This is a genomic window from Sphingobacterium rhinopitheci (assembly GCF_022627575.1).
GTDB classification, from domain to species: domain Bacteria; phylum Bacteroidota; class Bacteroidia; order Sphingobacteriales; family Sphingobacteriaceae; genus Sphingobacterium; species Sphingobacterium rhinopitheci.
Map to the genome: position 1 here is coordinate 1 of NZ_JADEYQ010000006.1, position 22,839 is coordinate 22,839.

The 22,839-nt window shown below is 33.5% G+C and carries 16 protein-coding genes and 1 tRNA gene; 1 reads left to right on the forward strand and 16 read right to left on the reverse strand.

The features are described 5' to 3' along the window. Positions 1-201: 201 nt before the first annotated feature. The 14 genes from IP023_RS07770 to IP023_RS07835 form a co-directional block, all read right to left on the reverse strand. Positions 202-289: transfer RNA gene (locus IP023_RS07770), tRNA-Ser, on the reverse strand. A 572-nt stretch (positions 290-861) separates the two neighbouring features. Continuing rightward, on the reverse strand, positions 862-3,150 hold the full coding sequence (locus IP023_RS07775) for a GH92 family glycosyl hydrolase (RefSeq protein WP_241789699.1): 2,289 nt from the start codon (positions 3,148-3,150) through the stop codon (positions 862-864). 73 nt (positions 3,151-3,223) lie between these two features. Continuing rightward, positions 3,224-4,192, reverse strand: coding sequence for an NAD(P)H-quinone oxidoreductase (locus IP023_RS07780; protein ID WP_241789700.1), 969 nt, complete (start codon positions 4,190-4,192; stop codon positions 3,224-3,226). Continuing rightward, positions 4,192-6,912 (reverse strand): outer membrane beta-barrel protein, encoded by a 2,721-nt coding sequence (locus IP023_RS07785; protein WP_241789701.1) that lies wholly within the window; start codon positions 6,910-6,912, stop codon positions 4,192-4,194. Before IP023_RS07785 ends, IP023_RS07780 begins: the two co-directional genes overlap by 1 nt. A 167-nt stretch (positions 6,913-7,079) precedes the next feature. Beyond that, entirely contained in the window at positions 7,080-7,607 is a 528-nt protein-coding gene (locus IP023_RS07790; protein WP_241789702.1) for a ferritin, read from the reverse strand. A 168-nt stretch (positions 7,608-7,775) separates the two neighbouring features. After that, entirely contained in the window at positions 7,776-8,138 is a 363-nt protein-coding gene (locus IP023_RS07795) for a DUF6686 family protein (RefSeq protein WP_241789703.1), read from the reverse strand. 122 nt (positions 8,139-8,260) lie between these two features. Further along, complete coding sequence (gene hpf / locus IP023_RS07800; protein ID WP_241789704.1) at positions 8,261-8,602, reverse strand: ribosome hibernation-promoting factor, HPF/YfiA family; 342 nt, start codon at positions 8,600-8,602, stop codon at positions 8,261-8,263. 14 nt (positions 8,603-8,616) lie between these two features. Further along, a complete protein-coding gene (locus IP023_RS07805; RefSeq protein ID WP_241789705.1) occupies positions 8,617-9,498 on the reverse strand; it encodes a tyrosine-type recombinase/integrase in 882 nt (293 codons plus the stop codon). 129 nt (positions 9,499-9,627) lie between these two features. After that, positions 9,628-12,126: a BamA/TamA family outer membrane protein gene (locus tag IP023_RS07810; protein WP_241789706.1), complete on the reverse strand. Its 2,499-nt coding sequence runs from the start codon at positions 12,124-12,126 to the stop codon at positions 9,628-9,630. A 120-nt stretch (positions 12,127-12,246) separates the two neighbouring features. Further along, entirely contained in the window at positions 12,247-14,586 is a 2,340-nt protein-coding gene (locus IP023_RS07815; protein WP_241789707.1) for a hypothetical protein, read from the reverse strand. 32 nt (positions 14,587-14,618) lie between these two features. Continuing rightward, the gene (locus tag IP023_RS07820; RefSeq protein WP_241789708.1) at positions 14,619-15,692 is read right to left on the reverse strand and encodes a metallophosphoesterase; all 1,074 of its coding nucleotides are present in this window, start codon (positions 15,690-15,692) and stop codon (positions 14,619-14,621) included. Between the two features lie 6 nt (positions 15,693-15,698). Continuing rightward, entirely contained in the window at positions 15,699-16,574 is an 876-nt protein-coding gene (locus IP023_RS07825; RefSeq protein WP_241789709.1) for an SdiA-regulated domain-containing protein, read from the reverse strand. Positions 16,575-16,576: 2 nt separating this feature from the next. Next, the gene (locus IP023_RS07830; protein WP_241789710.1) at positions 16,577-17,743 is read right to left on the reverse strand and encodes a Pycsar system effector family protein; all 1,167 of its coding nucleotides are present in this window, start codon (positions 17,741-17,743) and stop codon (positions 16,577-16,579) included. 184 nt (positions 17,744-17,927) lie between these two features. Continuing rightward, entirely contained in the window at positions 17,928-18,491 is a 564-nt protein-coding gene (locus IP023_RS07835; RefSeq protein ID WP_241789711.1) for an HdeD family acid-resistance protein, read from the reverse strand. Between the two features lie 163 nt (positions 18,492-18,654). Between IP023_RS07835 and IP023_RS07840 the strand changes: the two genes are divergently transcribed. Further along, positions 18,655-21,291, forward strand: a complete 2,637-nt coding sequence (locus IP023_RS07840; RefSeq protein ID WP_241789712.1) for a heavy metal translocating P-type ATPase — start codon at positions 18,655-18,657, stop codon at positions 21,289-21,291. 57 nt (positions 21,292-21,348) lie between these two features. On the opposite strand, the gene IP023_RS07845 is transcribed toward IP023_RS07840, so the two are convergent. Both IP023_RS07845 and IP023_RS07850 read right to left on the reverse strand, forming a co-directional pair. Continuing rightward, complete coding sequence (locus tag IP023_RS07845) at positions 21,349-21,876, reverse strand: adenine phosphoribosyltransferase (RefSeq protein WP_241789713.1); 528 nt, start codon at positions 21,874-21,876, stop codon at positions 21,349-21,351. An 8-nt stretch (positions 21,877-21,884) separates the two neighbouring features. Next, positions 21,885-22,808: a ComEA family DNA-binding protein gene (locus IP023_RS07850; protein ID WP_241789714.1), complete on the reverse strand. Its 924-nt coding sequence runs from the start codon at positions 22,806-22,808 to the stop codon at positions 21,885-21,887. Between the last annotated feature and the right edge of the window lie 31 nt (positions 22,809-22,839).

Here is a 22,839-nt window from a genome sequence, read left to right on the forward strand (position 1 = left end):
TGCGATTAAGCTTTTGTTGGCGGAGAGCGAGGGAGTGGTTTAGCCACACAGACCCCAAACGCAACCCTAAACCTTCATGAATCGAACCCACCCAACCCTTCTGGCTCGAATCTTATCGTGATTTCTAGGAAAATAACAGTGCTAGATAGGCAGGAAATGCATATAAAACAAAAAAGCTTAATCTTGCGATTAAGCTTTTTTTGGCGGAGAGCGAGGGATTCGAACCCCCGAACCTGTGACAGTTAACAGTTTTCAAGACTGCCGCATTCGACCACTCTGCCAGCTCTCCGGCACAAAGGTAGAAATTCAACCCTTATTTCCAAAATATATTTCAAAAAAAATGCTCTAATAATAGTATTAAGGCATATTATTGGATTTAACCGTTCTCAAAACAAATATATAACCAAAAGGAAAACAAGCCTTTAAATAGTAATTAATGCTATACGAGGTTTACCCTATAGATCTGAAAAATAAATAAAACGCTAAAAAGAAATCCTTTTATAGCGCTACCCGATAAAATAAAAAATATTGACCAAAACCGCCCCTATTTTCACGTAATAATTAACGCCATATTCTTAAATAAATCTTCAGAATACTCTTTTCATAATTTACAGCTGTAAATATATTTCTTCATAACTACCTCCCCTTTTAAGTTGCAATTCTAGTAAAAGAGGTATCTAAAATATAGAGAATGCCAATGAGAAATTGGGATTGACAATACTACAACTATACATTGAAATTAGAGATAGAATAAAAGCCTTCGTAAGCTCTAATTTATGGTTGGTCCTAAAGAATACCAAACATAAATTAGAGATCAGTAATACAGCTTATTACCAATAAGCATTTAAACTTCTTTATTAGCTATTTTTTACTCATTGAAAATGGCAAATCACTGGCTTTAGTTCCCCTTATTTTATTAGGTTGATTGTCCATTACAAAATCAAGTACACCACCTTTAATCAATTCACTATGTTTCAAATAGTTTTTGGAATATACCTTACCATTCCATGAGAGTGATTTTATATATCTATTATCCAAATTATTATTAGACGAATTAATCTGCAATGTATTACCATTTTCTAAATGAAGAACTACTTTATCAAATAATGGTGATCCAATAATATATTCATCCGTTGCTGGAGTAACTGGATAAAAACCTAAAGCAGAAAAAACATACCATGCAGAAGTTTGACCATTATCTTCATCCCCGCAATATCCATCTGGATTTGGGGTATACATTTTATCCATTGTTTCACGAACCCAATACTGTGATTTCCATGGAGCACCAACAAAATTATACAAGTAAGTCATATGCTGGATAGGTTGATTACCATGTGCATATTGTCCCATATTCACAATTTGCATTTCACGGATTTCATGGATAGGAAATCCATAATAACTATCGTCAAATATTGGTGGCAACATAAATACAGAATCTAACTTAATTTCCATAGCCTTATGCCCGCCTAAAAGATTTGCTAATCCCTCAAAATCTTGAAAAACAGACCAACTGTAATGCCAGCTATTACCTTCTGTAAAAGCATCCCCCCATTTGAAAGGATTGAATGGTGATTGGAAACTACCATCTTCATTTTTACCGCGCATTAAACCTGTACTTTTATCAAATAATTTCTCATAATTATAAGCTCTATTTTTATAAAAGTCTTGATCAGCTTTGGATTTATTTAAGCCTTTGGCTAACTGATAAATAGCAAAATCATCATATGCATACTCTAAACTACGGGCTGCATTTTCATGAATTTTTACATCATATGGTACATAACCTAATTTGTTGTAATATTCAGCGCCATCTCTTCCTACAGCAGGAATAGGTCCAGCATTCATAGATCCTTTTTTTACTGCTTCATATAGTATTTCAATCTCTGGGCTACGAATTCCTTTGACCCAAGCATCAGCAACAACAGAGGCAGAATTATTACCGACCATTATACTACGATAGCCAGGGCTTGCCCACTCAGGTAACCAACCACCTTCTTTATATGCATTAGCAAGACCTTCTTGCATTTTAAGACTCATTTCTGGGTACATAAGATTTAGGAATGGAAACAAACTACGGAAAGTATCCCAAAATCCCGTATCCGTAAACATATAACCTGGCAATACTTGTCCATTATACGGAGAGTAGTGAATAGCTTTTCCTTCAGCATCATATTCATAAAAGATCCTAGGGAATAATAAAGAACGGTATAAACAAGAGTAAAAAGTACGTAACTGATCAATAGTTCCACCACTTACTTCGATTTTTCCCAATTCTTTGTTCCATACCTCTTCTCCTTTTTTCATAACTTGATCAAAGCTCTGATTTCCCACTTCCTTCAAATTTATTTCTGCTTGTTCAGCGGATATAAAAGAAGATGCTATTTTTACTAGTACCTGATCAGATTTATCTTTAATAGAAAAACCTACTATAGCTCCAACATGGTCTGCTTTAATCAAAAGGCGATCATCAGACAAAACGGAATCGGCGAATGTGGCTACATTTTTGAAATCTCTGTCAAAATGTAACACAAAATAATTTTTAAAATTTGCAGGCACGCCGCCTGAGTTTTTCGTTGAATAACCAATAATTTTTCGCTGACTAGGGATTACTTCTACATAGGACCCTTTATCAAAAGCATCAATAAGAACATAAGCATTATCCGTTTTAGGGAAAGTAAATCTAAAATATGCGGCTCTCTCTGTTGGAGTAACTTCTATTTTAGTGTCATAATCTGCTAGATATACAGCATAATAATTAGGTTTTGCAATTTCTGCCTTATGCGAAAAATAACTTGCACGCTTATCTTGGTCAAATGTGCGTTGGTCGACCATGGCCATCACACTGAACTGACCATAATCATTCATCCATGGTGATGGTTGATGAGTTTGCTTAATTCCTCTAATTTTTTCTGCGGTGTATGTATACATCCAACCGTCGCCCATTTTTCCTGTTTGTGGACTCCAAAAATTCATACCCCATGGTCTAGCGATAGCTGGATAAGTATTTCCACTGGACAAAAAATAAGTAGATTGTGTACCTACTAATGTACTTACATATTCTAAAGGTTTACCAACATCCGTAATACGCTGTGCTTGTAAATACGTAGTAATAAATAATAGTAGAGATGTAAAAAATATTTGTGGTCTCATAATTGGTTGTTTTATTGATGAATAAATATCAACAATAAAAATCAAAATACCAAAGCTAAATTATTTTAGCACATTAAAAAACCAATATTATTTTTCCTATAAAGTTTCTACTTTCCATTAAATGGTGAGCTTTGACAACATCCTCTATCGGTAATACTTGTTCTATATAAGTCCTATAAGAACCATCAGCTACCAAGGGCATTACATATTCTTTTATCTCATTAGCTACATTGGTTTTAAATGATTTCGATCTATTGCGCAATGTACTACCCGTAAGAAAAATACGTTTTTGCATTAATTTAAACAAATTCAGATTTACTTTAGCTCCATCCATGGCATTAATTTGAACCAATCGTCCTTCCTCTTGCAAAACATTTATATTTTTATTGAAGTATTCGCCACCAATACTATCCAAAACAACATGTATACCTTTGGATTTAAATACTTCTTCAAAGTCATCAGTATGGTAATTCACTGCCATCGTTGCACCAATATTCTCGACAAATTGTTTCTTTTTATCAGAGCCAACAGTCGTAAAAACCTCACACCCTAGCAAATTGGCCAATTGTATTGCTGTGATACCTATACCTCCAGCCCCACCATGCACTAAGAGTTTTTCATCTTTTTTCAATCCTCCCCTTTGGAAAACATTATGCCATACTGTAAATAATGTTTCAGGCATTCCTGCTGCTTCTTCAAAACTCAGATTATCCGGTATTGGGATACAACTACCTTCATCTACAGCGACGTACTCAGCATATCCTGCTCCTGCTACTAAAGCCATCACCGGCTGGCCAATCCGCAAGGTATTCACCCTATCGCCGACAGCATATACTATACCAGCGACTTCTAATCCTGGGATATCAGCATCTACTCCAGCTGGCGCGGGATAATTTCCTTTACGTTGAAAAATATCTGGACGATTGACACCTGCTGCTTTAACTTGTATCAATACTTCAGCATCACATATTGATGGTATATCTCTTTCTTGTATTTCTAATACTTCTGGTGCTCCAAAAGAGCTTATTACAACAGCTTTCATTAATCTTTCTTTGGTAATTTTTGTAATCTAATATTAAGAGATAGCATAAAATAACGGCCTAATCTATTATTTCGTGCTTCATAGACATCATTTCCAATATATTCAGAAATAATACCTGAATTTTTATTTTGGTCAAATAAATCATAACATTGAAGTTTAAGTAATGCCGCCTTATTTGGTAAGAATGAAAATTCAACAAAGCTATTCATTAATGTTTGGTTAACATTCAAAATATTATTTTTATAACCATCGTTGAACCGTTGCGACATTTCTAATCCAATGGAAAAATTATCATTTATATATCCTTTTGCCCCCCATCCCAAGAGTAAAGTTTTGATATCGATTGTTGTTTTATAAGGAATATCATATCGTGCTTGGTTCCATATATAGTTTGCATTGATAATAGTTTCTACATAATCACTCCAAGTATATTTCACTTGCATAGACTGATTAACGAGTAGCTGATTTGTCGTCCGTTTGCGGCCATCAATAAATGATAAATTATTATAATAATCTGTGGTACCCGTAAGGTCCAACTGAATATCTTCCGTGATGAATGGCGTATTGTATAAATAATACCATTTTACATCATAATATCCGGAAGTATTTTTAAAAGTAGTTTCTTGAATGATGCTATTTTCCAAGGTTCGTTTATCACTTACGATTTTGTTGAGGACAAAACTATAAGCAATATTTGTTTCAAAATATTGCATTCTAGAAGATTTAGATTTTCTAAAAGTTGAAGACAAACGATGTGCATATTCGGCTTTTAATGCAGGATTACCAATGATGATATATCTAGAACTCGTATTATCAATTACTGGAGCTATTTGATTAAAATAAGGCTGATTATTTTTCCCTCTATAATTCAATTGCCAATCTGATTCCTTAGAGAATTTATATATAACATTTGCCGAAGGAATAAGATTGACATTATCATAATTATAACTTATATCTTTTAGCGCTAAGTAACCACTCATAACGAGAGGCTGAATAGCAAAGCCAAAATTCATCTTAAACTTTTTATTAGGTTCATATTGATACGTCATACTACCCTTATGACTAGTATACCAATAATCATAATCAACAGATAATGAATCTATATAATTGTATTGATCTTTCCGTAATAAATCTTCTACCAAACGTAATGACTTGATGGAAGTAGTTTCAAATTCATAAGCAATTTCTAAAAGCGTATGATCACTAAATGGCTCAATATATGTTAAAGATGTCCTACTATTATTACTGTGATTACGTTGAAGAATATATTGATCTTGATTAAATTGATTATTCAACACAGAAGGGTTCGCTATATTATACTCTAAGTATTGTTCTTTAACAAAATCAGAACGATTATTATTCTTAGCGCTTAGCGTTAAATTTCCAATAAGTTTTCTTCCTTTTTTATTAAAAAACTTAGAATAAAAAAGGTCTAAATCACCATTAGGATTATTTTTACGCGTAGAATCCTGATAATTTCCTTCAGAAATACTATTGAAACTATTTAAAGAAAGGTCCTTATTCTGACCAGATATTTGATGATTTAAGGCAAGATTTCCATCAATACGAAATAGATCTTTATTTTTAAAATTCATATCGAATCCAAAACGAAGTTTATGGTTACGGTCCAACGTATTGAGGATATATTCTTCTTTTCTAAAAATTGTATTTCCTATATAACTAGAAGTAAGTTGAGAATTACCATCAGTAATATTATTTTGATACAAATAATTATAGGATACATTAGCATAAATCACTTTCGACAATTGATCAGAAATAGTTATTCCTATCGAACCTATATCATTTAATCCATCTATAGGGTCAGAAAGATTGCCTAATTCCATTGCACTTTTACTTCTATCTCCCCCAAAAGCAGTGCCTAAAGAAAATAAGTTAGCATTTGTATTATTAAAAGATCCTATAATAGATATTTCCTGCCCCTTATTAAACTTATTGAGACCAAAGCTTCCCAAATATCTATCATTGGTACCTGCCCCAGCGGTTAATTGGCCAAAATATATTTTTTTCTTATCCTCTTTTAGATTTATATTTAATATTTTTTCTTCATCTTCCATCAAAATACCAGTTTCTCCATTCTTTACCGTACTAGCATTCAATAATTGTATATTCTTTATAAAATCAGCAGGTAAATTTCGAGTAGCCGTAATTAAATCTCCACCAAAAAAATCCTTATTATCTACTCTGACTCTTTTTATCTGCCTTCCATTGTAGGTTACAGAACCATCTCTATAAACCTGAAAACCAGGCAACCCTTTTAATGCTTCTTCCAATAATGATCGTTTAGTAAAATCAAATGCTCCAAAATTAAATTGTACAGTATCCCCATTTATCACCATGGGCAATACACGAACAACGAGAGCACTAGGAAGTATTGTAGAGAATGATTTAAGGGTTATACTAGGCACTTTTAATTCTTTCTGCCCTTCAATAAGGTAATGCGAACTACTAGCTGTTCTGTAGCCCAGCATACTATATACTAAAAGGATATGATTACCTTTCACTTCCTTAAATGTGTACTCCCCATCGGCATTAGTGAATACACTAGAAGTGTCAGTATTAGCGATTAAACGGACATTTACGGATTTGATTGGTGCACCTAGACTATCTTGTAGGTAGCCAACAATTGTGCTTTGCGCATAGAGTTCTACACAAATCAATTGGCACAATATGGTTAAGAATATGATATATGCTTTTTGCACAAAAAAATAATTCTATTAATAAAATCACCCATGTTCAAGATACTAAATTTATAGTAACTAAGCAGTATCCGTATGAATCTTAAATATAACGGATAAAAAAAATATTTCGTATAAAAAAAGGGCTATTGCATAACAATAACCCTTTTTTTATATAATTTCTTTAACGACTATTCGCCATCAAATACAACTTTTACTAAGTGCTTATCAATTTCCCAACGACCTGTTCCGTCTTCACCAATAACGTCAAATAATTCTAAGATACGTCTAATCACAAATTCTTCTTCAACTTGCTCCGCTAAGAACCATTGTAAGAAATTGAATGTTACATAATCTTTAGCTTTCACACATTTGTCAGCGATATTATTAAACTGCTCTGTAACGAACATCTCTTGCTCTAAAGCTTGCTCAAATACACCACGGAATGATTCGAAATCATTAGGGATATTTGTTACCTCAGGAGAAATAGGCTTACCACCACGATTAGAGATATAATTGAATATTTTCAACATATGCTCTCTTTCTTCATCCGATTGTTTAGCGAAAAATTTTGAAGCATTATCTAAACCTTGATCATCACACCATGCAGACATAGCTAAATAAATAGCCGATGAATGTGCTTCTACTTTTACTTGCGTATTTAATATATTTTCAATCTCTTCTACTAAAGATGATTTTAATTTCAATAAATCTTTCATATCTACTTAATTTTAAGTTTAAAAAGTCAAAAGACATTAATATAATATCCCTTTCTCTTATACAAAGATAACACGAAAGAAAATAAATTGGTAAAAAAAGTGCAATACGAATTCAGTCTAAATTAGACTTTAAAACCTTAAGTTATTTAGAATCAGTACAATTAAAATCTAGAAGACCAATACTGCGCCGCGGCGGAGAAAAGATTTAATTTGACCATTTAACTCTAGCATAAATTTAGCTCCTGCTAATATTTCGCGAAGATTAAGGATATCTTCAATGGTCAACAGAAAACAACGATCTGTTCGAAAAGGCATTACAATTTCATAGTCCGAAGAACGAGAAGCATCGATTAGCATTTTTTCTACATCAATAGCATCAATATTCTTCTTGAAACTAAAAAAGTCACTTACACTAAAAGAGGTGGTTGAATCATTAAATTCCAACCAATAGCAGTTTTTTCTACTACATTGATAAACAGCGCCATTATCTGTTTTAAATACTTCTTCTACGTGTGCTAGTGGACAAATCATAATACCAAAAAAACTCGTTTATTTCTATTTGATAGTCAAAAGTAACAACTATTAAGAATTAATCCAAATAAAAAGCAGCTTATTTTATAAGCTGCTCATTTATTTGATATTATATTTTTACGTTAAAATTCATCATCTGTTGGTATCACTTCTTTATGATTACTCAAGGTGGCACGAACCTTAGTTTTGTACTTATTAATTTGTCTTCTTAAAGATTCTACAGATAAATCTGTCGCTTCTTCAAAAGTCTTCGCTTGCGACTTTGCAAACAACTGGCTCCCGGGGATATTTATTTTCAACTCAACAATCTTATTTGCTTCATCTTCTACATTTTCTAACCGTAAATAGCAAACACCTTCAATAATATTATCCAAAAATTGATCAAGTTTGGAAGTTTTCCTTTTGATAAAATCTACTAATTTTTGATCAGCATCGAACTTAATTGATTGCACAGTAATGTTCATTTTGTCCTCCTTTTTTAAGCTTTTGGATGAGCTTGTTTATAAATTGTTTTTAATCGCTCCGCTGAATTATGCGTATATACTTGCGTAGCAGCCAATCCAGCGTGGCCTAATAATTCCTTTATAGCGTTCAAATCAGCACCATTATCTAATAATATAGTCGCAAAGCTATGTCTCAGTATGTGTGGACTACGTTTTTTCTGTGTAGTAATCATAGTAAGATATTTATTCACTACTCTATATATTAATTTTGGATACGCTGCCTTTCCCTCTTTAGTAACGACTAAAGTATCGGAAATGTTTTGCCAGTCTTGCTTTTTTTTATTTTCTAAATATTTTTTCAGTTCTTCAATTAACGATTGATGTAAAGGCACAAATCTCATCTTGTTCCTTTTACCTAAGATAAGAAGTTTTTGATTATAAAAATCAATATCTCGCTCTTTTATTTGTAATAATTCTGCTAAACGTATTCCTGTACCAAAAAGTAATTCCATGATTAAAAAATCACGTAGATTTTCAAAACTCTCTTCTTGTTGATCCATATCATCAAGGAGTTTTTCTAACTTCAGTTTCTCTACGACCACGGGCAATTTCTTACCGACTTTCATAGACTGAATTAATCGCATAGGATTACTCGTAACATAATTTTCGCGAACCAAAAATTTGTAAAAAGACTTTAATGCTGATATCGCTCTATTTACAGAAGCAGGCTCTTTCCCCTTTTCGCGTAGGGTAGAAAAATAATAACGCATCAATTTATGGTCCACCTCTTCAAAGGGTACATTTTCTGCGGCAAGGAAGTTTTCAAAGCTTTGGATTTCCATGCTATATGCTTGAATAGTATGTGTCGAATACCTCTTTTCAAACTGCACAAAATTTAGAAAACTTGATTTAAACATAAGCCTTACCTTTATTTAATCAATTAACTGAAAAAACAGCATAGTTCCTAATTTTTAACAAATATTTAAGTATAAAAAAGGCTTGATTTTATGGATAAAATCAAGCCTTAAAGATTAAATATCTAATTATTAAAAAGATAGACCTACTCTAATATAAGGCAATATAGCTTCCTTACTGGCGCCAATTACCGCTTGGATAACAAAAAGGTCAGCCGGCATCACAAAGATACCACCACCAGTACCATTGTGCCATACATTAGATTTTTCGTTGGTCATCCATACACGGCCTACATCATAAAAACCAATTAGCCCTAGGCTTCCAGGAAATACATAAGACAAAGATTCAAACAGCTTAATACGTACATCAAAATTATTGTAAACTCCGGTCTTTCCTGTAAATCGACGAGAATTAAATCCCCTTAAACTATTTTCACCACCCAATTGCACATCTTGAAAAAAGTACGTACTACCAAACACCGCATCGACCCCAACCCTATTGGCAACCGTAATTCTATCTCCAAAGAAAGTCTTATAACCGCTGATTGAATTAGTAGCTTTTAGATACCCTTGACCGCGTCCACCGATTTCTTTACGCCATCCCCAATCCGTATTCAAATAAATACCCGATTGTGGCAGATCTTTTCTATTGCGACTATCATAGGTGACACCTACAGTTGCACCCGTAAAAAACTTTGTACCAAAGATAAACTCATTGGGATATTCCTGATGAAAATCTTCGGAAAAACGATCCTCATTAAAAGCTTCAGAACTGGTATAAAAATCTGTAGAAGAACCATAATAATATCTTAAGGATTTATTAACCTGCTTTTGCAAATAGATATCCGCTGAAGCCATATCGTATCTATTACGATAATATTCAATACCATATTCCTTATCATTGATGTCATCATCTTCCTTAATGAACTTAGTTTCATTACCATAACCAAAGAAATTACTCTGATTGCGGGGACCCAAAGAGTTAACATGTATCAATAGATCATTTTTGCCCCACAGCTGTCTATAAATCCCTTCATAATCAAACATAAATGACCTACGCCCAGTCAAGTAATAGCCCATAAATGAATGACTATATGCATAAGGTGATTTCCGGAAGCCTTGATTTTGGATTAAATAACCTACTCCTAATATTAATCCTCTGTCGATACCATAATTAACATCTACCAGAACCCCTTTTCTATCATATTCAAATTGATTATAATTATAGCTATTAACAGTAGAGTCATTACTTAGTCGGTACCGTACACCTTTCCCCAATTCTATATTATTACTATCAGGGCTTTTTTGATCATAGACATATAATTTATTATTACGATTAAAATCCGAAGATGCTAAATAAGTATCATATGCACTACCACCTATTAAACGGACTTTAATGGCAGATTTACCACTTCCGCTAACCTTATATTCATCCTCTCCGGAAATACCATAAATCCTTACTTCATTAGTTTCATTAGGGAAAAATTTTCTTTTATAGAGATTACGTCCTTTAGTACCATCTTTCTTTTTATTATGCACTTCCACCACGATAGTACCATCATCCTTATACGCAACATGGATAAACTCACGCTTTGCAGACAACGGCATATCGACATCCTTTGCTAGATATTTATAATACTCCTTTATCGTAGATTGTAAACTATCACGACGTATTTTTATATTTCGCTCTAAAACCGCAGCACTTAATTTTACGATAGTATCCGGCATTTGCAACATCGCTTGATGAATCAATGAATCGGTTAATGTATTTTGAAACTCCTGAGCTGTACGCTGCCAATCCTCGAGATTCAAATCATTAAGAAAAAAACGATCAAAGTGACGCGCATTAAAGTTCCATTGATCTACATTTCTTATTTTTGGCCCAAAAGGCTGTAAGTTAGCTTTTAGCCATTGATAAGATAATAAAATAGGTAATAAACCTGATGTTTTGTAATATACTTTATCCCTATCTCGCGGAATAGGCTCATATAATGTTTCTCCTTTATCCTTTATAGGATTCCAACGCCAATTGTCCTCGTGCCGATCCCAATCGCCAAGAACAAAATCCAATAATCGTGCTTTTAACGTGACTACTTGATCCAAATCGTCATCATTATCTTCCAAAGTTTTACGAATTACTTTGGCCGTATTGTCTGAATCTATACCAATGGGCATCCGAGGCTCCAACATGTATGCTCGATTATTAAATACGGGGCCAAATTCGCCAAAAACAGAATCTTCACCTACATAAACCAATCGTGGAGAAACATGTGGAATACCCAATGCTTCATTGAATGGAGGGACAGTAAGTGCACCAAAAGGATGTGCTATAGAAATTTGGTCTTGGACGATATCTTTAGCAAAAGTATTACGCAAACTTGGGGGTAAACTTCTTTCGGGAAATTTCTGAATAGATCGTAGTACCCATTCTCTACCACTAGCATCTTCTAAACGCAAGGATTGTGTTTGCATACCACCACCAAGCTTTATAACCTTGAAGCCACCCTGTTCTTTACTAAGATCTATAAGAGGCATCTTCACTGGAGTATTATATAATACACGGTAACTATCCCCAAAAAAGAAACGATGTAGCGGCCCTACTTGATCATAAGCTGGTGCAATCTTAGCCATAATACTGTCAGGTACAACCTGTGCATTAACCATGCTAAAGGAGTAACATAGAAAAATAATATATAGAAATCTCATTAGCTTCATTTTGGTTTTTAATAATAGTATTCTGCACGCATAGTATTATATACTCACTGTAACCCTAAAGGCCTTTAATTGTTCTACTCCCTGTAACTCTTCTAACAAAACTTCTTCAATTTCGTTTTGAATATAGTGCTCATTGGCTATTTCTTTTAGTATAGTACGTATATCTTCTTCTACACGATGAGATGAATAGACGATTGCAATTTTATTGGGTTGCACTAATCGTTCATTAGTATCTCTAATATGGGCCTTATCTATCCTTTTCTTGATGACCTCATACCTAATATTATAACCACCTTCCACATCAAAGCGTCTTTCATCCTGTCTAAAGCTAATATCTATGGGATTGGGGTGAATAAATACCAATTGTGTTGTAACCAGAGAAATGGGTAAATCATCCATCGCTTCATACGTTTTTTTTGCAATAGTGGCCATAGATATGATTTGCGCTTTGCGGATATAATGAAGGATAGAAGGATCAAATAACTTTGTCGGCGTGATCGACTGACCAATATACATATCATATTCTATACCATCGGTTCTAAATTTTTCGTAATAAGATGGGAATAAATCTTGGACAAAAGTATTTAGCAGATCTAATTCATTACTAATAATAGAATTTAACAGTGCTAGTGATTCTTCAAACTGCTGAGAAGTCCCATTAAAATCAGAACTATCACGAAGGTAATTTTGCTTATACTTTACGAGGATTAAATCATTTTCATCCAAACTATCTAAAAATGGGGCTACCTCCTCTTGAAAAAAAGATAATATATCTAACAGATAATGGTCCAATTTGCCCTCATCCAACCAGCTTTTGACCAAATTGAAACGTTTTGAAAAATTATGATCTACCTCTGACATTCCCGTGCTTTCCAATTGATCAACGATCAATTGAAGAATAGCCAAGCGTTGATAGCTATCCTTTTTATAGGCCATATTTCGCAATTTGGTGGAATTACGCACATCGATAGCACCATAAACAGGATATACTTTTTCAAACTTTATCGCCTTCAAGGTTATATCCTCATTCTTTAGAGAAACCTCTCTCAAATAATTAGCTGCTTCTTGATTAAATTTCCATTGTACGGCTTCCTGCAAAGAAGTATATTTATCTAAAATCACCTTATCCATTGAGCTCTTGAACGTAGTGACAAGGTCAATCGCAAGATTTACTATCAGCGGCAAAAAAGAGGCTACATTCATCACACTCTGCTTGTCTAAAACATTAGCCTCTGTAGTAAATAACTCCAAAAAACCGACCAACTTAGTTTTATTCTTTAAAGGAAAACAGACATATGATTTTATTCCCAATTGCAATAGATGATCAACAAATAATTCATCTGAAGAGTTAAAACTCTCTTCTAATCCAAAAGTTATAGTATGTGGCGACTGTAAATAATTATATATTTCATTGGTACATGAATCAGAATTACGATTTATAAGGTCGCCAAAGAATATGCTTTCCTTTGATAAATCTGACGCCAATATCGGAACGCCATTCAATTCTAACAAAGGGAAAAAAGAAGATTCTACCTTTGCAGAATTTGTTAATGTTTTTACAATATCTTTCAACTCCCCCCATATCATTTCCCTATTGAAGGAAGAAGCAGCAGATAATACATCAACATTAGTGAGCCTCGATATTATATTTTGAATTTTCACCGCGACATGTTCTGTCGTATTATCTATCAATTTTAAAATAGTAAATCCTTTGAACACAAAATTCTTTAAATCTACAGAGGCTAATAAGGGTACTATATCCTCAAAAGAATCTATTTCCTTCTCATGCAAGCAGGCAATATCAATCGGTGGCAATTGCCCAGATATGGGCTTGACTTCAATAAAAGAATAATCAATCTTTAATTGATAATATTTATGGACTTCACGATCTACAAGCTTATATAATTGTTTAAAATTCAAAACTGGCAGCTTATATAAGCGCTCTAATACCAAAAGATATAATAACTTATTAGAGAAATTGAAATCATGATAAAAAGAAGTATTTAAGGATTCATCGAACAACTCTAAATTAGCATCCAATAAGTTAAAAAATTTCTTTTGCCCATAGAAGACTTTACTCGGAATCGGAAAACCCATCCCCCAAACAATTTCATCTTTAATCAATACATTACTCGTCAAATAATATATATAACTGAATATTTCCTCATATTTACAAAGATTGTCTAAGGTAATATCACCTTCCATATCTTGAAGTGCAATAATTCGATCTAAGATTAACTTAGGAAATGTTTGTTCATAAGAATCTAAAGCCCCTATCTTTTGTTTCAAAAAAGATATTAGCCTGTCAAAAGACAATTCTTGAATAATACCTTCTTCGTTTATATTATTATTTACTTCAGCTGTTCGTAAAATCATATCATTCTGTATATAATACCTTTATCGTATTATTATTTCTTCTCTATCAACGTCTCATATGCTTTGACGGTATTGAGGCCATCAAATGTATAGTACGCTAATAAGATATTGCCATTGTCTAAATAGTCAAAAACACAAAATCCTTGCTTTTGATACTTAAATTTTAAGTTTTTATTGTTCACAATAAATGATGTCTTCGACCCCGAACCACTTACGATCTGTACCAAATCATCCTTGCTGATAAATTGTAAACCATGATCGTGACCAGCAGCATAGATTACATTCGGTTGATTGCCCCTAGCTTCAGATATATCGTGTACGAGCTCCTGATACTTTTTACTTGGATAGTCTTCCGCTGAACTATAGAATGTACTTCTTGCTAGAGGATATAAAGAGCCGACTACTGGCAATGGAATATATAATTTACTATTTAATTTACGCAAAGGGAATATATGTTGTCGCCAATCAAAAGCTAAACTATGCTCACCATAAGTAATCATCGGATGATGTGACAATACCAACACTGTTTTATCTTTATTATTTTCAAATAACTGTTTCAATTGAGCCACAAAAAGTGTTCTTTGATTCTGCAAATCTATATCTGACGAATGATACGGATACAGCCAATATTCGGAATCATATGCTATAATCACCAACGCGTCATTGACAGGTATACTTACGGGCCCAGGTTGACCAGCGGAGGGTATCAGCTTTAGATATTGATCATTTTGAGACTTCAAATAATCCCCCTGCGCAATTAATTTCGCTAATCCTCCAGGACGTGACACATTCCAATCATGATTTCCAGCAAGAAAATATACCGGTACATTTTCTTTACGAAAAGGCTCAAATTGAGCATTCAAACTGTTAATACCTTTCTCTTTTTCTATTCCTTCTAATCCCATCCCCGAAGGATAAATATTATCCCCAAGAAAAAACATCAATGTACTATCTTTTATTATGAGTTCAGCAGCTTTATGAATTACTGACGATTGCTTAGTATTTATTTCTCCTGCATCACCTATCAATATAATACGCTTAGCAATAGATTGTGCATTTGCTTCCCAAAAAAGGAAGCAAAATAGCAAATAGAAAAGATGTTTCATATTGTTTTATTTGACTTTATAAAGCATTCCAGCAGACTCTTTACCTTTTTCACTACTGATATAAAGGTTTTCTTTACTATCAAAAGCTATTCCCTCCGGTTGTTCATACATCTTTCGTGAAAAAGGAATTACCCCTTTAGGGTTAAAATCAGCATCCGTAACTAATACTAACTTATCAATTGATGATAATATGTACCATTCACCAGAAGAATTTCTTTTAGTAATAGCGGATGGGTTAAATACTTTAGGAAAATTTGGATATATTTCACGAACCTTTTCGGAATTAATAACAAACGAAGATCCTAAAGTTACAGTGCCTTTAGTATCATAATCCATAAAATAACCAGTAGATTGATTTTGCTTACGGTCTCCTTTACAACTTTTACAAAGGATAGCAAGGCGATGATTTACGGTATCGATCCCCAATGATTCATATTCACCCTTGTCTACCAAATTATTAAACACTTTAGCTTCGACTATTTGCTCCCCTTGATACGGAATAGGAAAACTATAGATATCACCATTACTTTTTAATATATAAAAATGAGTACCATCATTGGTGATCCCTTCGTAATCTCCATCGGGACCAAATGTAATTGAATCTACTAGTTTTTCAGTTTTCAAATTATAACTATATACGATCCCTTTTTCATCTTGAATACAATATACAACATCATCGTTTCCAGATAAAAATGAATGTCCTGATATCTCCTCCAATTGTGCTGGCAATACATAAGAATCACGCTTTTCAAAGTCAATATCATATGTTGAAGTGCTATCAAGATTTACCTTATTGTCCGAGGAAATACTCGACTGACACGCATTCAGGGTTAATATACTTAGCCCTATATACACGATATTTATCAAACCTATTACTTTCATTATTAGATATATAAAATAGAAAAAACAAATGCTAAAACAGAAATAATCAAACCAAACATAAAAATACCATATGCATAGCGCAACAATTTATATTTACGCCCTAATACTACGCCTTGTGAATATACATCTTTGGATAACATACCGTACAAAAACTCCCTATCTTCCATCACTTTACCCATACTATCTTTATATGTTTCTAATGGCATTTTATAAAAATTGCCAAAGAACAATAAGTTGACAGATTTATTTTCCACTTGTTCGTTTGTATAATAACCATTGGGTATTTTAGGGATAGTAGACAATATCGATAATACCATGACGATAACGACAACAGACATCAAAATAATAGTAGGCACAATAAGATGTGTATTCTTATCCAAACTACGCAGCAATACCGTCACGACTAAAGACAAGATTATAGAATTGACTGTAAGCAATAAATTTGCTTTATTATCGGCCATATCACTCAATCGTTGACTATTGGTCGAGGTGATCCTAAACATGGTCTCAATACCACGCTCAGGCTTCCTTACGGGTTTTATCTCTTCGATAACAGTATCTTTGTCTTTACCTTTATTCTGCTTTTTTACTAAAGTTTCAAAATTCTCATTCTTTCCAACCGTCAATTTTTCTTTAGCATAGGAGGTATGATATTGATGATTTTCAAATAATTTAATGGTATTATCACGCCAAATGGCTTTATCAATTTTTCCACCACTCACCTTTTCGGCTTCCTGCTGCATCAATTTATTACGTTCCAAAAACATAGGTGTTCCAAGATGATATAAATCAGCATCACAAATAATTTGCTCTAATAAATCTGTAGGATTCTGGGGCATCCTAGTGGCCAAGATACAACGTTGTATTTTATCTATTACCGAAATATCGATAGATTTTGTACTTAAAAAATCACGCGCCATTTGTGCTCCACGCTCCTCATGACTTTCAGAGCCACCTTTTGCATAACCAAGATCATGAAAATAGGCTGCAGTAACCAATACAAATCTATCTTCATTATTTAAGCCATAATGATAAGCCATCTCTTTGACCGCAGAAACAACAGAATTAGTATGTGACTCATTATGAAAACAATATTGCTTACACACCCCTTTTGAAAAAAAACTTAGCACATATTGCTCAATGTCATCAACTAACTGACTGAATTCCATATACATATTATTTACACACAAAAATATACAACAAAAATACCTTTTATAAGTTCAATATAATTTAATAAAAATAGGTTTTACAGAAAGTTGACGTACTTTTAAAAAATAAAAAAACTCGCTAATAATATATTAACGAGTTAAAAACAACGAAGAACGCTATTGACATTCTACTTTATATCGTAGATTAATTATCTTTTAAACTTGATTTAATCCCCTTTAAAGAGAAAGATAATACGATCTGCAAAATACCCAAAGATACCAAAGCACAGCCTATCCATACAGAAACTGCAATAGAAGTCAATACTGGATTCCATAAAAGTAAAAGAGAAAATAGAACACCTAATGCTCCTAAAAGCAATACTAAAAACCAATTACCAGAGCCTGATTTCTTCAAATCAATAGCTGAACTAATATACATCATAGAACGGAACAATAACCAAAAACCGATGTAAAATGTCAATAACATCATCGACAGATTAGGATGAACGGTCAATTGCACCCCTACAATAAAGGTAAGAATACCTAATGCAAAATACCAACCCCAATTGGCCAAATTATCTTTATTTAAAACAGCATATATAGCTTCCAAAATTCCAGACAACATAAAACCATAGCTGAAAAATATCGCTATTACGAGAAAGGTCTTCTCTGGTGTAACAAAAACCAAATATCCAAGAAATATGGATATAAGACCAAAAATTAACAATAAGTACCAATACTTCAATTTACTTTCTATTGTTTTTTCCATAACTAATTTAATTTTTCCTTTACTAATTTAAATGCGCACTAACAATTGTTATATTTCTTTGTTTTTTATTGGTATTGCTATTACAAAATAGTCTAATTTTAATAACTAATTCCATCTACATAAAGCAAATTAATGAAAATTTGTTTTTAAAAATTGAAAAAATATGCATCAACATACGTACGATATATCAGGAATGACATGCAATGGATGTAGATCTGTTGTAGAAAAAAAACTCAATGAAATAGCTGACCTGAAGGCGACTGTAAATTTAGAAAATGGAACTGCTCTGATTGCCAGCAACATCCCAATCGATATCACTATTCTTCAAGACAAAATAAAAGAATTAGGAGGCCAATATGCTATTCATGAACACGGATCAGCGCAGCATATAACACCTACCTTGGCCGATGTTGCGGACTCAGCATCGCAGCAGTACATATGTCCTATGTTTTGTGAAGGAAAGGATAAAATTTACCACGAGAAAGGAAGATGCCCCGATTGTAATATGTTTCTACAACCAATAGAAACAGTAGATTTCAATGCTAAACCCCACCATACTACTACAAGCCATCATGCAGACCATGCAGGCAAATACTACTGCCCGATGATGTGTGAAGGAGATAAAGTATATGATGATTTTGGCACCTGCCCGGTATGCGGCATGAATTTAGAAAAAATTCCTGAAACGACCCTAAAAATAGTTTTCTCCTGTCCTATGCACCCCCAAATACAAAGTGATAAGCCCGGTATTTGCTCTATCTGTGGAATGGATTTAGTAGCTAATCAAGAAACAGAAGATGAAGATGAAGTTTACTTAGACTGGAAGAAAAAGCTTATTATCAGTTTGATATTTACCGTTCCATTATTTATAATATCAATGGGTGATATGCTCCCAAACAAACCTATAAGTCAACTAATATCACCTCATATCAATGGCTGGTTACAATTGATATTAACGATACCCGTCGTATTTTATACGGGATGGACATTTTTTCAAAGAGGATGGACATCGTTCAAGACTTGGAATCTCAATATGTTTAGCTTAATTTCTTTGGGCGCTGCATCAGCATTTATATTTAGCCTTTTCGCCTTGATCTTTCCACAGTCAATCCCTAAGGAATTACTAGCCCATGGCCATCCCCCATTATATTTTGAATCTGTGGTCGTTATCATAACTTTAGTTATTGTGGGACAATTGATGGAAGCGAAAGCCCATTCAAAGACAAATTCAGCGATAAAAGCACTCATAAAACTTACACCAGCGGAGGCAATATGGATCAACGCTGATAAAGATGAACGGATAGCAGTCAGCGATATCCAAAAAGGATATTTACTGCGTGTACGTCCAGGGGATAAAGTACCAATCGATGGTATAATAACAGATGGTCAATCCGCTATTGATGAATCTATGCTTACAGGAGAATCTATTCCTGTGGAAAAGAAAATCGGTGACAAAGTAATTGGAGGAACATTGAATGGAAATCAATCTTTCATTATGCAAGCCGAAAAAATTGGTTCCGATACCCTATTAGCACAGATTATAAAACTTGTAAATGAAGCTACTCGTAGCCAAGCACCGATCAATAAGTTGACAGATAAAGTATCTAAAATATTTGTCCCTATCGTAATTATTATTGCATTACTAACTTTTATTATTTGGTCCTTATCGGAAAATGACAACAAATTAGTATTTGCTATCAGCAATGCGCTATCCGTGTTAATCGTTGCCTGCCCCTGTGCGCTTGGTCTGGCAACCCCCATGTCCGTGATGGTAAGTATTGGAAAAGGAGCTAAAAATGGGGTTTTAATCAAAAAAGCAGAAGCACTAGAGAATTTAAGTAAAATTGACATTTTAGTGCTCGACAAAACAGGAACACTAACAACAGGCAAACCTACGGTTACAGATTATGCCGCTACAGACAAATTTACCGCGAATGATATTTTACAGCTAGCGTCCTCCGTAAACAAACACAGCTCCCATCCATTAGCTCAGGCAATGGTAGACAAAGCGAAGGAATTAAATCTTACGCCAATTGATATCACCAACTTTGTAAATATTACAGGGAAAGGTGTTTCAGCTAATATTTTCCACATGAAGGCCTTATTAGGTAACGAAGCCCTACTGGCGGACAATGCTGTAAATATCCCCTTAAATATCAAAAATATAACACAAGATTTGGAATCGAAAGGTTCCAGTATTTCCTATCTCGCAATAGATAATGCATATGCTGGATACATCGCTGTAAAAGATGAAGTAAAGAAAGAAGCAAAATCTATAATAACGGAAATAAAGAATAAAGGTATTGAAGTATGGATGCTGACTGGAGATAATGAATTGACGGCTAAAGCTGTCGCTGCTTATGTCGGAATCGACCATTATAAAGCTAAAATGTTGCCACAAGATAAATATCAAGTCATTCAACAATTCCAGGCAAACAATAAACTTGTGGCTATGACAGGCGATGGTATCAACGATGCACCAGCATTGTCACTTGCTAATGTAGGGATAGCAATGGGCACAGGAACAGATGTTGCTATCCAAAGCGCAGATATAACCTTGCTAAATGGAGAGCTAACAGGAGTCTCAAAAGCAATCCAGCTTAGCAAAATGATGATGACAAATATTAAGGAGAATTTATCTTTTGCTTTTTTATATAATGTTATTGGCATACCCATAGCCGCGGGATTATTATACCCAACATTTGGTATTTTAATGTCGCCTATGTTGGCAGCAGTAGCCATGAGCTTAAGCTCAGTTTCTGTAATTTTAAATGCGTTAAGACTTAATTTAAAAAAATAAATAATATACCCAAAAAAACAGGCTTTGAAGTTACTCCTCAAGGCCTGTTTCTTAATTTTAGCATCTTAACAGTGAAAATACATTATCACTAAAACGATGAAGACGCCCCTCTCCATTTAAGAAATCTAAACTTATGATAAAAGAAAAACCAGCTACATTACCGCCTAATTTTTCTACTAATTTTGCTGCAGCAACAACAGTCCCTCCAGTTGCTAAAAGATCATCATGTATAAGTACATTTGTACCTTCTTCAAATGCGTCTTCATGAATTTCTATCGTCGCTTGACCGTATTCCAATTTATAAGACTCAGAAATTGTCTTAAAAGGTAATTTACCCTGTTTACGAATAGGAACAAAAGGAATCTTCATATAATTGGCCAACATAAGGCCAAATAAAAAACCTCTACTTTCAATACCTGCAATAACATCTATCTTGGTGTCTTTAAGACTATTTGCTATTTCTACAATGATTTCTGAACATAAATCAGGGTCTTTGAGAATAGGTGTAATATCTTTAAAAACAATTCCCGGTTGCGGAAAATCAACGATATCCCTAACGACAGCTTTTAATTTGTCTTCTAACATGTAATTAATCAATATTCTAAATAAAGTTCAATTTTACGCAAAAAATCACTATCTAAAGATTTGATTTTAGATAAATTTTCTAAATTATCAAAAAAACCATGCTGATTTCTATAATTTACAATAGCCTGTGCTTGTTCTCTATTTATATAAGGATGTCTAGCTAATTCATGCATAGTACAATGATTGACGGCCAATTTGTTGAAAATTGTATAATCATCAAGTATGAGGTATTCTATTATTTTATCAAATGTATCTGCCGTTAAGCCATATACTTCACGCAATTGATCAATAGCATAGAATCCACCTAATGCCTCCCTATATTTTACGATGCGCTTTGACAAAACAGATCCTATTCCCACCAAAGATTTCCATGCAGTAGTATCCGCTTTATTAATATTAATGGCAATATTCTTTTGAATAGAAGTTTTATAATTATTCACATTGCCAGTCGAAGCATTTAAATTCGCTGACTTAAAATTACCTTTATTTTCTATTTTAATATAGCTTTCAATTCTGGCATAATCACGCTCGGATATTACATAAATTTTAGCGACATCTTTTTTAGTATAGAAACGTCCTCCTTTGGCTTCATAATTTTTTATAACGTCTATTTGCTTATCCGAAAAACCCAACTTCGACCAAGATAAGCGATCCAAATTGTTAGGATCAAAGAAGAAATATGTGATCGCTCTATTATTATCAAATTTAGTTACATCAGAAGTATTCTTAGAGTGCTCAGCTTGGACATAATTTCCTTGAGCCGAAGGAGATGATTCAAAATACACTATATTATAATGCGTATAATCATTACTTCTTAAAGATTTAACAATAAATGGGATACTTAAAACTAAAAGAATAAAACCAGTAAATACGATAAATCCACGTTGTTCAATTTCATTGAAACCAAAATACTGAAAGAACTTTTTCATCATGGATTAACATTATATTACAAAACGTCAACAT